The organism is Streptomyces sp. NPDC002788 (genome assembly GCF_053592115.1).
This window is the reverse complement of sequence record NZ_JBSFVB010000001.1, coordinates 438,962-452,292: the sequence shown is the minus strand read 5'-3', so window position 1 is coordinate 452,292 and position 13,331 is coordinate 438,962. Positions and strand designations below refer to the sequence as shown.

12 protein-coding genes are annotated in these 13,331 nt (G+C 72.1%); 9 read left to right on the top strand and 3 right to left on the bottom strand.

Translation table 11 applies throughout. The features are described from left to right. Window positions 1–337: 337 nt before the first annotated feature. A complete protein-coding gene (locus tag ACWD1U_RS02010; protein WP_451103721.1) occupies window positions 338–1,321 on the bottom strand; it encodes a DMT family transporter in 984 nt (327 codons plus the stop codon). A gap of 92 nt (window positions 1,322–1,413) precedes the next feature. On the opposite strand from ACWD1U_RS02010, the gene ACWD1U_RS02005 reads away from it, so the two are divergent. Beyond that, window positions 1,414–2,316 carry a LysR family transcriptional regulator gene (locus ACWD1U_RS02005; RefSeq protein WP_451103720.1) on the top strand — a complete coding sequence of 301 codons (903 nt, stop codon included), beginning with the start codon at window positions 1,414–1,416 and terminating at the stop codon, window positions 2,314–2,316. Window positions 2,317–2,440: 124 nt separating this feature from the next. Here ACWD1U_RS02005 and ACWD1U_RS02000 read toward each other — a convergent pair whose 3' ends face one another. Continuing rightward, complete coding sequence (locus ACWD1U_RS02000) at window positions 2,441–3,304, bottom strand: phosphotransferase enzyme family protein (RefSeq protein ID WP_451103719.1); 864 nt, start codon at window positions 3,302–3,304, stop codon at window positions 2,441–2,443. A 160-nt stretch (window positions 3,305–3,464) separates the two neighbouring features. Here ACWD1U_RS02000 and ACWD1U_RS01995 point away from each other — a divergent pair, with 160 nt between their 5' ends. The 5 genes from ACWD1U_RS01995 (at window position 3,465) to ACWD1U_RS01975 (ending at window position 8,828) form a co-directional block, all read left to right on the top strand. Beyond that, complete coding sequence (locus ACWD1U_RS01995) at window positions 3,465–4,409, top strand: carbohydrate ABC transporter permease (protein ID WP_451103718.1); 945 nt, start codon at window positions 3,465–3,467, stop codon at window positions 4,407–4,409. Next, window positions 4,406–5,239, top strand: a complete 834-nt coding sequence (locus tag ACWD1U_RS01990; RefSeq protein WP_451103717.1) for a carbohydrate ABC transporter permease — start codon at window positions 4,406–4,408, stop codon at window positions 5,237–5,239. The genes ACWD1U_RS01995 and ACWD1U_RS01990 overlap by 4 nt, the downstream gene beginning before the upstream one ends. Continuing rightward, on the top strand, window positions 5,239–6,513 hold the full coding sequence (locus ACWD1U_RS01985; RefSeq protein WP_451103716.1) for an ABC transporter substrate-binding protein: 1,275 nt from the start codon (window positions 5,239–5,241) through the stop codon (window positions 6,511–6,513). The genes ACWD1U_RS01990 and ACWD1U_RS01985 overlap by 1 nt, the downstream gene beginning before the upstream one ends. Before the next feature lie 283 nt (window positions 6,514–6,796). Further along, a complete protein-coding gene (gene erm, locus ACWD1U_RS01980) occupies window positions 6,797–7,576 on the top strand; it encodes an ErmE/ErmH/ErmO/ErmR family 23S rRNA (adenine(2058)-N(6))-methyltransferase (protein ID WP_451103715.1) in 780 nt (259 codons plus the stop codon). A gap of 49 nt (window positions 7,577–7,625) precedes the next feature. Next, the gene (locus ACWD1U_RS01975) at window positions 7,626–8,828 is read left to right on the top strand and encodes a glycosyltransferase (protein ID WP_451103714.1); all 1,203 of its coding nucleotides are present in this window, start codon (window positions 7,626–7,628) and stop codon (window positions 8,826–8,828) included. Between the two features lie 118 nt (window positions 8,829–8,946). On the opposite strand, the gene ACWD1U_RS01970 is transcribed toward ACWD1U_RS01975, so the two are convergent. After that, window positions 8,947–11,196 carry an MMPL family transporter gene (locus tag ACWD1U_RS01970; RefSeq protein WP_451103713.1) on the bottom strand — a complete coding sequence of 750 codons (2,250 nt, stop codon included), beginning with the start codon at window positions 11,194–11,196 and terminating at the stop codon, window positions 8,947–8,949. A 327-nt stretch (window positions 11,197–11,523) separates the two neighbouring features. Here ACWD1U_RS01970 and ACWD1U_RS01965 point away from each other — a divergent pair, with 327 nt between their 5' ends. The 3 genes from ACWD1U_RS01965 to ACWD1U_RS01955 are packed head-to-tail and all read left to right on the top strand — an operon-like array spanning window position 11,524 to window position 13,284. Then, window positions 11,524–12,072 (top strand): DUF1697 domain-containing protein, encoded by a 549-nt coding sequence (locus ACWD1U_RS01965; RefSeq protein ID WP_451103712.1) that lies wholly within the window; start codon window positions 11,524–11,526, stop codon window positions 12,070–12,072. Next, complete coding sequence (locus ACWD1U_RS01960; RefSeq protein WP_451103711.1) at window positions 12,065–12,466, top strand: DUF4440 domain-containing protein; 402 nt, start codon at window positions 12,065–12,067, stop codon at window positions 12,464–12,466. The genes ACWD1U_RS01965 and ACWD1U_RS01960 overlap by 8 nt, the downstream gene beginning before the upstream one ends. After that, window positions 12,463–13,284: a GvpL/GvpF family gas vesicle protein gene (locus tag ACWD1U_RS01955; RefSeq protein WP_451103710.1), complete on the top strand. Its 822-nt coding sequence runs from the start codon at window positions 12,463–12,465 to the stop codon at window positions 13,282–13,284. Before ACWD1U_RS01960 ends, ACWD1U_RS01955 begins: the two co-directional genes overlap by 4 nt. Window positions 13,285–13,331 lie beyond the last annotated feature (47 nt).

Below are 13,331 nucleotides of genomic sequence, written 5' to 3'. Positions count from 1 at the left end.
CCCGCCCGGGTCGCGCGGCCTGGCACCGCGCCTCGCCGCGTTGCCGAAGCGCCCAGGTAGCTCCGCTGCCAGGACACTCCGGCGCCTTGCGGCGGGGTCGCTGAAGCCGACGTAGCGGGCCGCGGACAGCGCCCTGAGGCGTCCAGGTCCCCGCAGGTCTCCGGGGACGACCGCGAGGACATGGCGTGTGGTGCCCCGGTCCACCCTCACCCGCGGGACGACGCACTTCGCCGCCTCGGAGGCCGGATGCCGCGCAGCGCGCAGACAGCCTTCGGTGGCGCCTTCCGGCTCGTGGTCGACGAGCGGTAGCCGACGGAGGCGGAGTCGAGCGGGGAGATCAGGTGGTCGTAGGTGTCGTGCCGGCTGGGGTCGAGGCGGGCGCGGTCGGGCATGTGGAGCCCTTGTCGAGGGAGTGGGACGGGGGAGGCAGGGGGCCGGGTGCGCTTCGGTGCGCCCGTTCCACCGCCTGCCCCCAGTACGTACCGGCCACCATCAGGGCAGCCCCGAGGCCGGTGAGGGGCGTGAGGTGTTCGCCGCCGAGGGCGATGCCCACCGTGACGGCCCAGACCGGCTCGGTGCCCAGCAGCAGGCTGGCCCGGCTGGCGGAGGTGCGCTGCACGGCCCAGGTCTGCGCCAGGAAGGCGAACACACTGCAGAACAGGGCGAGATAGATCAGCTGGACCCAGGTCGCCGGGTCCGTGCGGACGAGCGTCGGCAGGTCGTGGGCGGTGACCGGCAGGAACAGGGCCGTGCCGACGAGGGTCTGCACCGTCGTCAGATGCAGGGGGCGGATCGCCCGGCCGGTGGTGAAGCGGCCGACCAGCGCGACATGCACGGCCCGGATCAGCGCGGCGCCGAGCATCAGCAGGTCGCCGAGGCGCGGCGCGTGGAAGCCGTTGCCGGACATCAGCAGCCCGACGGCCAGGACGCACACGCCGGTCGCGGCGAAGAAGGAAGGAGGCAGCGCGCCACGGCGGCCGCCACGGTCGAGAAGCGGGGTGAGGACGATGGTCAGACTGATGATGAGCCCGGCGTTGGCGGCGCTGGTGTGGGCGACGCCGTACGTCTCCACGATCAGCACCGCGGCCTGGGTCAGCCCCAGGGGGACCCCGGCCCGCAGCTCGTCACGCGTCCATCGGCGCGGCCCGCGCCGCCGGACGGCGACGACGCCGAGGCAGGCGAGCGCGGAGAGGGCGTAGCGGGCGAACAGCACCAGCAGCACGGGGAGCGCGGCAGTGGCCGTCTGGGCGGACAGATAACTGGAACCCCAGACGAGCGCGACGAGGAGGAGTACCGCATCGGTACGGCGGACATCGGACACCCGCCTACGGTGCACCGGAGCCATCCATGAAGCCCAGTACCAGTTTCTAAAACGATCATTTAGCAGTCCTACATCGTCCCTATAGTGAGTCCATGGACGAACGTCAGCTGCGGATCCTGCGGGAGCTCGGCGAACTGGGCAGCGTCACGGCGGTCGCCGAGGCCCTGCTGGTGACGCCGTCGGCGATCTCGCAGCAGCTACGGCTGCTTCAGCGCGCGATCCCGGTGCCGCTCACCGAGCGTCAGGGGCGACGGCTGGTGCTCACCGACGCCGGGCAGGCCCTGGCGGGCGCGGCCGTGGAGGTGGAGACGGCGCTGGCCCGCGCGCGGCACACGGTCGAGGAGTTCGTCGGACGGCCCGACGGCGAGGTGTCGGTGGCGGCGTTCCACAGCGCGGGCGCCGCGTTCTTCCCGCCGCTGCTGCGCGCGCTGGCCGGTCCGGGCAAGCCGGTGCCGAGGCTGGCCGACGAGGACGTACCGCAGGAGGACTTCCCCCGGCTCACCCGGGAGTACGACGTCGTCCTGGCCCACCGCCTGGACCACGCCCCGCCGTGGCCGGACACGGTGGCCGCGACCACACTGCTGCGCGAGCCTCTGGACGTGGCCATGCCCGCCGACCACCCTTTGGCCGCCAAGCGCCGCGTCACCCCGCGCGACGTGGCCGACGAGCCGTGGATCACCGTGCACGAGGGATTCCCGGTCCTGGCGACCATCGAGGCCATCGCCGCCGCGGCGGGCCGTGAACTCCACATCGCCCACCGCATCAATGAGTTCTCGGTGGTCGCCGAGGCCGTGGCCGCCGGGGGCGGTATCGCCCTGATGCCGCGCTGGACCATGCGCCCGCATCCGGCGCTCGTGCTCCGGCCGCTCAGCGGAGCGCGGGCGCGACGCCACATCGACGCCCTGTACCGCCCCGAGCGCACGGCCCGCACAGCGGTCCGCACGGTGCTCACGGAGCTACGCCGAGCCGCACACAGCATCCAGGACAGACAGTGACGGACGGATGACGCCCCTCAGGGGCGCGGGGCTGTGCTCGCTGTGCCGCTCCGCCGCGCGGGCGCGACCAGCCACACCCAACCCGCACTCGCCGCACTACGCGCAGTCCCCCAACCCCGGGCGCTCAGAACGGATACCACCGCACCGTCTCGTCCCCCTCCCGCAGCGAAGCCACCCGCCGCCGAAACTCCGCCAACGCCTTCGGATCACTCGGCGCATGCTGCGCCACCCACGCACAACTGGCCGTCTCCCGGGCCCCACGCAACACCGAACACCCCTCCCACTCCCGCACATCCCAGCCATACGTCTCGACGAACGACCCGTAAGCCGCCGCCGGCACCCCGTACCGGTCATGCGACAGCACCATCACCACCAAGTCGTGCTCGCGCAGGTCGGAGGAGACCGTCTCCAGGTCGACCAGAACCGGCCCCTCCAGCCCCACATGCACATTGCGCGGCAGCGCGTCCCCGTGGATCGGCCCCGGCGGCAGACGCGGCGTCAGCGCCGCCGCCTCCGCCGCGAACCCGTCCCGCCGCTCCCGCAGATACGCCGCGTCCGCCGGATCGATCGCGTCCCCCGCCAGCCGCAGCCAGCGCTCCACACCGCCCAGGAGATCGCGGGGCGGCAGATCGAAGGCGGGCGTGGACAGGGCGTGCACGACCCGTAGCAGTTCGGCCAAATCCCGTGGCTCGGCCGGTCGTACGGCACCGGGCAGCCGGTGCCACACCGACACCGGGTGTCCGTCGACCAGCAGGGGCTCGGGCTCGGCCGCCCGTACCGCCGGCACACCCTCCTCGGCGAGCCACAGCGCGATGTCCAGTTCGCGCCGCGCCCGGTGGAGGAGTTCGGCGTCGCGGCCCACCTTGACGACCAGGTCACCGACGGCGAACACCGCGTTCTCACCCAGTGCGAGCAGTCGTGCCTCACGGGCCGCGTCGGGCAGTACTCCCGCCTCCGCCAGTACGTCCCGAGCCCGTGCCTCGTCCATCGTCCGCCTCCGTCGTCCACGTCTTCCGCCGTCGGGTTCCGGCCATCCGCCGGTCAGTGTCGCATCGGCACAGGTGGGGCGGCATGCGCGGTGCCTTGACGAGGCAGACCGCCTTCACGAGCATGACGTGGCCGGCCGAGCCGTCAAAGGGGCTGATTCCGTGACATTGGTGACCGAGGCTTCGCCACCGAGGCAACCGGCCGGCCGGGGGCCCGGCGGGACCCGGCCCCGGCGGGCCGTCGATCACGGTGCCTGGTTCCTGGTGCTGCCCGCCCTGATCCCCATCCTCGTCCTCAGTGTCGGGCCGCTGCTGTACGGGATCCTGCTGGCCTTCACCGACGCCCAGTCGGGCCGCACCGAGCCCACCCGGTGGATCGGCGTCCTCAACTTCCGGGACCTGCTGCACGACACGCTGTTCTGGGAGTCGTTCCGCATCGGACTGGTGTGGGCGGTCGGGGTGACCGTGCCGCAGTTCCTGCTCGCGCTGGGCCTCGCCCTGCTGCTCAACCAGGATCTCCGGCTGCGCTGGCTGGCCCGCGCGCTGGCGATCATCCCCTGGGCCATGCCCGAGGTCGTCGTCGGCATCATGTGGCGGCTCGTCTACAACCCGGACGCGGGCCTCCTCAACGAGACCCTGCGCGACCTCGGCCTGGGCAGCGGCCGGGACTGGCTCAGCGGACTGGCCACCGCGCTGCCCGCCGTGATCGTCGTCGGTGTCTGGGCGGGCATGCCGCAGACGACGGTCGCTCTGCTCGCCGGGCTGCAGAACACCCCGCGCGAACTGCACGAGGCGGCGGCCGTCGACGGCGCGGGCACCTGGCGCCGCTTCCGCACGGTCACCTGGCCCGCCCTGCGGCCCATCGCCCTCGCCATCACCGCGCTCAACCTCATCTGGAACTTCAACTCCTTCGCCCTGGTCTATGTCCTCACCAGCGGCGGTCCCGGCGGCCGGACTCGTCTGCCCATGCTCTTCGCCTACGAAGAGGCCTTCCGTTACGGACAGTTCGGCTACGCGGCGGCGATGGGCTGCGTGATGGTGGCCGTGATCTCGATCGCCCTGGCCGTGTTCCTCGCGGGCCGCCTCAGGGGAGGTGACGACGCGTGAGGACCAGCACCCCCGCCCGCGTCGGTCAGTACGCCGCGCTGCTCGCCTACCTCGTCTTCCTGGCCTTCCCGTTCCTCTGGCTGATCTCCACGGCGTTCAAGCCCCCGCGCGAGCTGGGCAGCCTGCACCCGACGTGGATCCCGCAGGACCCCACCCTCGCCAACTTCCGGCAGGCCTTCGACGAACAGCCGCTGCTGCACGCCGCCCTCAACTCCCTGCTCGCCGCGCTCTCGGCGGCGGTCGTCGCCGTGCTGATCGCGACGCCCATGGCCTACGTCGTCGCCCGGCGCCGCACCCGGCTCGCCAAGGCGGTGACGGGCTGGGTGGTGGTCAGCCAGGCGTTCCCGTTCGTGCTGCTGATCATCCCGCTGTTCCTCGTACTGAAGAACCTCCGGATGATCAATTCCGTGCCGGGGCTGGTGCTGGTGTACGTGGTGTGGGCGCTGCCGTTCGCGCTGTGGATGCTCGCCGGGTACGTGCGGGCCGTACCGCCCGAACTGGAGGAGGCCGCCGCGGTCGACGGGGCGGGCCGGGTGCGGACACTGGTGTCGGTGACGGCCCCGCTGCTCGCGCCGGGCATCGTGGCGACCGGGCTGTTCGCGTTCATCACCGCGTGGAACGAGTTCTTCTTCGCGCTCGTGCTGCTCAAGACGCCCGAGAAACAGACCCTTCCGGTGGTGCTCACCCATTTCATCGGCGCCGAGGGCGTCGCCGACCTCGGCCCGCTCGCGGCGGCGGCGTTCCTCGCGACGCTGCCCTCGCTGGTCGTCTTCGCGATCATCCAGCGGCGGATCACCGGCGGCATGCTCACCGGGGCGGTGAAGAGCTGATGCGCGCACGCCTGCTGGCCCTCGTCCTGCTGCTGCTCCTCGCCGGCTGCACCTCCGGCGGCACCCGCGACGACGGCCCGATCACCCTCCGCTTCCAGTCCCTGGCCTGGCAGGAGGAGTCCGTCGAGGCCAACAAGGAACTGGTGAAGGAGTGGAACGCCACCCATCCGGACGTGCGGGTCGAGTACGTCCAGGGCAGCTGGGACAGCGTCCACGACCAGCTCCTCACCGCCTTCGAGGGCGGCGAGGCACCCGACATCATCCACGACGCCTCGGACGACCTCGCGGACTTCGCCTACGGCGGCTACCTCGCCGATCTCACCGACCTGCTGCCCGCGAGGCTCAAGGCGGACATCCCGCAGCGCAGTTGGGAGACGACCACCTTCGGCGACGGCGTCTACGGCGTGCCCTTCCTCCAGGAGCCGCGCGTGCTGATCGCCAACGCGAAGTGGCTCAAGCGGTCCGGCGTACGGATCCCGACACCTGAGAAACCCTGGAGCTGGGCCGAGTTCCGCCGGATCACGGACGGGCTCGGCGGCCGCGGCACGTACGGCGTCGCCTGGCCGCTGAAGGAACCTGTCTCGGCCACCCTCAACCTCTCCCTGTCGGCGGGCGGACAGCTCTTCCACCGCGGAGCGGACGGCAAGGTGACGGTCCGGTTCGAGGCGGCCGACCAGGTGGTGCCGCGCACCATCCACGACCAGGCGAACACCGACCGCAGCGCCTCGCCCACCACCCTGGGCAGCGGCGGCTCCGACACACTGCCCGGCTTCTTCGGTGGCCGGTACGCGATGGTCCCGCTGGGCTTCTCCTACCGCCAGCAGATCGTGCAGCAGGCCCCGAAGGGCTTCGACTGGCACGTGCTGCCCGCCCCGGCCGGCGCCGGCGGCCTCACCCAGGGCGTCAGCCCCCAGACCCTCTCCATCGCCGAGGACTGCCCGCACAAGAAGGAGGCCGCCGCCTTCCTCGACTTCCTCCTGCGGCCGGAGAACATGGTGCGCCTCGCCCTCGGCGACTGGATGCTGCCCACCGGCACCGAGGCCCTCGAGGACCCGGTCCTGCACACCACCCGGCACGGCTGGGCCACCGGCACCGCCCTCGCCGAGCATCTGCGCCCGGCACCCGCGCAGACGGTGCGGGGCTACCCGGAGTGGAAGGACAAGGTGGCCACCCCCGCCCTCCAGGAGTACTACAGCGGAGCCATCGACCTCGGCGAACTGCGCGAACGACTGGAGGAGGACGGCAACCTGGTGCTCGCCCGCTACCAGCGCTGACTCCGGCGAAAGCGCCGGGCGCCGGCGAAAACCCGTTGTCCGCCCCCGCCCGCACCGCCTAGCGTGCTGCCCGTGGGAATCAACGCGATCTACATCTCCGGTCACGGCCGGGGCTGCGCGCACGCCGCCAGGACGCGCCGCCGCCCCGGAGCCCTGACCGGCCCGGGGAGCCACGCCCGCTGAGCCACTCAGCCCGGCGTTCCGTCTCCCGCACCTTCACCTGTCTTCCGGTCAGGGCCTTCGTCTGCCCTTCCCACCTCTCGGAAGACAAGGACCGCAGGCCATGGCCCGCCCCGCCGCGCTTTCCCGCGCGCTCTCGCAGAACTTCCTCGCCGACCGCGCCACCGCCGAGCGCTTCGCCCGGCTCGCCGTCCCGGGATCCCACCCGGTCCCGCTGCTGCTCGAAGTCGGCGCGGGAAAAGGCGCGTTGACCGCTCCCCTGGCGCCGCGCTGCCGGGAGCTGCGCGCGTTCGAGATCGACCCGCGACTCGTGCCCGTGCTGCGTGCCCGGTTCTCGGGCACCCCGCACGTGCGCGTCATCGGCGGGGACTTCCTGGCCGCGCGGGCGCCCCGCACGGCCTTCTCCGTGGCCGGGAACGTGCCGTTCTCCCGGACCGCGGCCGTCGTCGACTGGTGCCTGCGCGCTCCCGCCCTCACCGACGCCACCCTGCTCACCCAGCTCGAGTACGCCCGCAAACGCACCGGCGACTACGGCAGCTGGACGCTGCTGACGGTCCGGACCTGGCCCCGCTACGAGTGGCGGCTGCTGGGCCGCGTCGGCAGGCGCAGCTTCCGGCCCGTGCCGCGCGTGGACGCCGGGGTGCTGCGCATAGAGCGGCGCGACACCCCGCTGCTCGACGCCGCCGGGTACCGGAGCTGGCGCCGTATGGTCGAGCTGGGGTTCTCGGGGGTCGGAGGTTCACTGCACGCGTCGCTGCGGCGGGCCCACCCGAGGCGGTCGGTGGACGCCGCGTTCCGGGCCGCGCGCCTGGACCCGGGCGTTCTGGTGGGTGAGGTGGCGCCGGAGCGGTGGCTGCGGCTGCATGAGGAGCTGATCCGCTGAAGCACGAAAGAGACTGTACGAGACGTATCGTCTCGCGTACGGTCGACGCATGACCAGTCGCGCTCATATCGCCATGTTCTCCATCGCCGCCCACGGGCACGTGAACCCGAGTCTTGAGGTGATCCGCGAGCTCGTGGCGCGCGGCCACCGTGTGACGTACGCGATCCCGCCGGTCTTCGCGGAGAAGGTCGCGGAGACCGGCGCCGAGGTGAAGACCTGGCACTCGACGCTGCCCTCGCCCGACGACGACCCGGAGGCCTGGGGGAGCACACTGCTGGACAACGTGGAGCCGTTCCTCGACGACGCGATCCAGGCCCTCCCGCAGCTGATCGAGGCGTACGAGGGCGACGAGCCGGACCTCGTCCTGCACGACATCGCCTCCTACCCGGGCCGCGTCCTGGCCCACCGCTGGGGCGTGCCCGCGATCTCCCTGTCGCCGGCCATGGTCGCGTGGGAGGGATACGAGGAGGAGGTCGCCGAACCCATGTGGGCGGAGCCGAAGAAGACCGAGCGCGGCCGTGCCTACTACGCCCGCTTTCACGCCTGGCTGGAGAAGAACGGGATCACCCGGCACCCCGATCGCTTCGCGGGCCGTCCCGACCGCTCGATCGTCCTGATCCCCCGGGCGCTCCAGCCGAACGCGGACCGGGTCGACGAGAGCGTGTACTCCTTCGTCGGAGCCTGCCAGGGCGACCGCACGGCCGAGGGCGGCTGGCAGCGGCCGGCCGGTGCCGAGAAGGTCGCGCTCGTGTCGCTCGGGTCCGCCTTCACCAAGCAGCCCGGCTTCTACCGGGAGTGCGTCAAGGCGTTCGGTGACCTGCCCGGCTGGCACCTGGTGCTCTCGGTCGGCAAGCACATCGACCCGGCCGGGCTCGGGGAGGTCCCCGCGAACGTCGAGGTGCGCTCCTGGGTGCCGCAGCTGGCGATCCTGAAGCAGGCCGACCTGTTCGTCACGCACGCCGGCGCGGGCGGCAGTCAGGAGGGCCTGGCGACCGCCACGCCGATGATCGCCGTACCGCAGGCCGCGGACCAGTTCGGCAACGCGGGGATGCTCCAGGGCCTCGGTGTCGCGCGGTACCTCCCCACGGAGGAGGCGACCGGCGAGGCCCTGCGCGAGGCGGCCCTCGCCCTCGTCGACGACCCGGAGGCCGCCCGCCGCCTGAAGGAGATCCAGGCGGAGACGGCCCGGGAGGGCGGCACCCGGCGTGCGGCCGACCTCATCGAGGCCGAACTGCCCGCTCGCCGGCGGTAGTCGGGGCGGTAGCCGGGGCGACCGTCACCCGCCGGTCCGTCACACCGTGACGGCCTGGCGGGTGAAAGGGCCCGTCGGTTCCCCCGGAACCGACGGGCCCTGTATGCGGCGGGCGGGTTCAGACCCTGACGGGCTCGCCCTCGTCGTCCCGCGCCGCCGGTCCCGCGACCGCCTGCGGTGTCTCGTCGTGCGTGAGGTCCGGCAGCCGGTGCAGCCACTTGGGCAGGTACCAGTTGCGCTCGCCGAGCAGCGCCATCACCGCCGGCAGCAGCACGCCCCGGATGATCGTCGCGTCGATGAGCACCGCCGCCGCGAGGCCGACGCCCATCTGCTTCATGGACTGCATGGACAGCGTCCCGAAGATCGCGAACACGGCGACCATGATGACCGCGGCGCTGGTGACGACCCCGGCCGTGGTGACCACGCCGTGCCGGATCGCGTCCTCTGTGCCCAGACCCCGCAGCCGCGCCTCGCGGATCCGGGAGACCACGAACACGTGGTAGTCCATCGACAGACCGAACAGGATCACGAAGAGGAACAGCGGCAGCCAGGTGATGATCGCGCCGACGCCCTCCGCCCCCACCAGCGAGGCACCCCAGCCGTGCTGGAAGACCGCGACGAGGATGCCGTAGGCCGCGCCCACCGACAGCAGGTTCAGCACGATCGACGTGAGCGCGATGGTCAGCGAGCGGAACGACAGCAGCATCAGCGCGAAGGCGAAGACCACGACGAACGCGAAGACCGGGACGACGGCTCTCGCCAACTGGTCGTTGAAGTCCTTCGAACCCGCGACCTGCCCGGTGATCGGGGCCTCGACGCCCTCGACCTTGCCGAGCGTGGCGGGCCGCACGTCGTCGCGCAGCTTCTCCAGGCTCGCGCCCGCCTTGTCGAGGTCGGAGCCGCCGACCAGCGGGACGTACACGAAGGCGAGGTTCTGCTCGTCGTGCAGCTTGATCTCCACCGGGCCGCGCGAGGCTCCCGAACTGACGGCCCGCTCACGGAAGTCGGCGAGCGCCGACCGCACCTCGGGCGCGTTGATGTCGTCCGCCCTGACGACCACCTCGGCCGGATCCGAGCCGCCCGGAAAGGCCTCGTTGAGCCGGTTGTACGTCTGCACGATCGGCAGCGAGTCACCGAACTCCTGATCCAGCGTGAGGTTCTGGGTCTTCATGCCGACCGCGGGAGCCGCGACGGCGAGCAGCGCACCGGCCGCCACCACGACGGACACGACCGGCTTGGCGAGCACACGCCGCAGGACGGCCGTCCAGAACCGGCTCTCCCCGTCGCCGCCCTGCTTGCGCCGGCGCAGGAACGGGATACGGCCCTTCTCCACGCGCTCGCCCAGCAGCGACAGCAGCGCGGGCAGCACGGTCACGGACCCCACCATGGCCACGGCCACCACCATCAGCGAGGCCAGACCCATCGCCTCGAACTCGGCGAGCCCGGTGAACAGCATGCCCGCCATGGCCACGCACACCGTGACACCGGAGACGACGATCGCGCGGCCGCTGGTCGCGGCGGCGATCCTGAGGGCCGTCCGCGCGTCCCGGCCCGCGGCGCGCTCCTCCCGCTCGCGGCGCAGGTAGAACAGGCAGTAGTCGACACCGACGGCCAGACCCACGAGCAGCATCACGGAGTTCGCCGCGTCCGTCATCGGCACCACGTGGCTGACCACGCCCATCAGGCCCATCGTCGCCATGATCGCGGTGATCGCCAGCGCCACCGGCAGCAGCGCCGCCACCAGCGCGCCGAAGGCGATGAGCAGAATACCGAGGGCCACCGGCACCGCGGAGTACTCGGCCTTCTTGAAGTCGTCCCCGAAAGCGTCGTCGAACGTCTTCATCATGCTGGCGGAGCCGATCTCCTCGATCCGCAGCGAGGCGTGGTCCTTCTGGACGCCCTCCACGGCCTTCAGCACCGGCTCGACCCGCTCACCGGCGGTGTCGGCCTCGCCGCGCATGTCGAACTGCACGAGCGCGCTGCGCCCGTCCTTCGAGATCGTCTTCGTGTCGTACGGCGAGGTCACGTCGGTGACCCGGCCGGTCCCCTCGACGGCCCGGACCACGTCCGTGACGGCGTCCCTGAACTCGGCGTCCGTGGCCTTCAGGCCGGAGTCCCGGGCCTGTATCAGCACCGTCTCACCGGCCGGTTCGTCGATCCCGGCGTCCTCGATGATCGTCGCGGCGGTGTGCGTCTCGCCCTTCAGCTGGTCGCTGTCCTTGACGTCGACCCGGCCCGCGGCCGAACCGAGCCCCATCGCCAGGACGACGAACAGCACCCAGATCCCGACGGCAGCCCATCGGTGCCGGGCGCTCCAGCCGCCGGCCCGGGCGGCCAGGCCCCGCACCCGTGCTTCTCCGTTCCCCATGACGGGCTTGCCCCCTCGTGATGCGGCGGCGGCCCCCTGCCGCCCCCTTCCGTCTCGAAGGTATGGGCCGGATAAAGCCATCACGTCGTGCTGCCCGGTGAAGTGGCGGGGCCGGAACTCATCCGCATGGCACTCGCCATCTCCTCACTGGGGAGGACCGGAAAGGGCCGTGGCCCCTTACACCTATCGGTCTCCTCGGCTGTGTGGATCCTGAGCAGAAGGTTGTGCCCCGCGCTGACCGGTGAGTAATTTACGGGGCTCGGGCAGCCGCCCACCGGCCGTCGTGCCCACCCCCACGGGGCACGACGGCCGCCTTAGGGTGAGCGGATGACGACGATGTATGCGGCGCTGTTGCGCGGGATCAACGTGGGCGGCAGCAGAAAGGTCCCGATGGCGGACCTGCGCCCCCTCCTGACCGGCCTCGGCTACGAGGACGTGCGTACGTACCTCCAGAGCGGCCAGGCCGTGTTCGCCTCCGGCCACGGCGAGGAGGAGTCGCTGGCGGCCGAGATCACGCACGCCATCGAGAAGCACTTCGGGTTCGGCGTCGACGTGATCGTGCGCGACCACGCCTCTCTCAAGGCGATCGCCGACGCCTGCCCCTTCCCGGCCGCCGACCTGGAGCCCAAGCAACTCCACGTCACCTACTTCTCCGCCCCCGTGACCCCCGAGCGCTTCGCGGAGATCGACGAATCCGCCTACCTCCCCGAGGAGTTCCGCCTCGGCGACCGCGCCCTGTACCTGTACGCCCCGAACGGCCTGGGCCGCTCCAAACTGGCCGAACACCTCGCGAAGCCGCGCATCAACAAAGGCATCGTCGCCACGACCCGCAACTGGAACACCGTCGTCAAGCTGGTGGAGCTGACGGATGCCTGAACACGACCCGGCCGTCGAGGCCGCCATCGAGGGCGAGCTGGCGCTGCTCGACCCGGACGTGCGCCGCTTCCCCGAGCGGGTCGGGGCGCTGCTGCACCCCGAGTTCCACGAGTTCGGCGCCTCCGGGCGGCGCTGGAGCCGGGCCGCCATCCTCGCCGCCCTGGCCGAGACCACCGACCTGGAGTCCCCGCCTGTCGTCACCTCCCAGGTGCGCGGCGTACGGCTGGCCCCCGACCTCGTCCACCTCACGGCACCGGGCGTTTTCGGTGTTCGCGTGAACACGCCCGCCGCCACCCCCGTACCTGAGGGCGGCACGAGAACGAGTCTCGCGAGAGGAATCGCGCCGAGATCGCCGCCCGCCCTCAAGGCGGCCGACAGGAGGCCGGAGCCATGACCGACCCGAACCTCGTCTACGTCTACGCGATCCTGCGCCGTACCCCCGGGGCCGTCGCGGCCGCGACGGACCTGCGCGGGGTCGCCGGCGACCCGATCCACCTGGTGGAGCCCACGGACCCCACCTCCCCCCTGGCCTTCGCCGTCGGCCACGTCCCGGCCGCCGACTACGGCGAGACACCCCTCAAGGCCCACCTCGACGACCTGGACTGGATGGAGTCCACGGTCCGGTCCCACCACGCCGTGGTCGCCGCGCTCGTCGCCCGCGGCGCCGCCGTCCTGCCGCTACGGCTGGCCACCGTCCACCCCGACGAACACCACGCCCGGCAGGCCCTCGACACCCGCCGCGCGTACTTCCTGTCCCTCCTGGACCGCCTCACCGGCCATGTCGAACTCGGCGTCAAGATCTACGCCGCACCGGACATCGCACCACCCGAGCCGGACACCGACGCCGGACAGGCAGCACCCACCGGCCTCGGCGTCGGCCGCGCCTACCTGGCGATCCGCCGCCGCAGACAACGCAGAAACGAGGAAGCCTGGCGCACCGTCGCACAGGCCGCCGCACACCTCACCCGGACGGCCGGCACCCTCGCCGTCGACCGCGTCGCACACTCCCCGCAACGCGGAAGCCTCGCGGGCCCGGCCCCCGGCACCAACGTCGGCAACGACGCGTACCTCGTCCCCGCCGACCGCGTCGACGCGTTCCGCACCGGCGTACTGGCGGCCGCCGAGGGCGTCCCCGGCCTCCGCGTCGAAGTCACCGGTCCCTGGGCCCCCTACTCCTTCGCACTTCAGCCGGAGCCGGTCATGGGCCCGTAGGGACCGCTGTGACGGCCATGCAAGCGCCCGTCTGACGAGACGGCCGT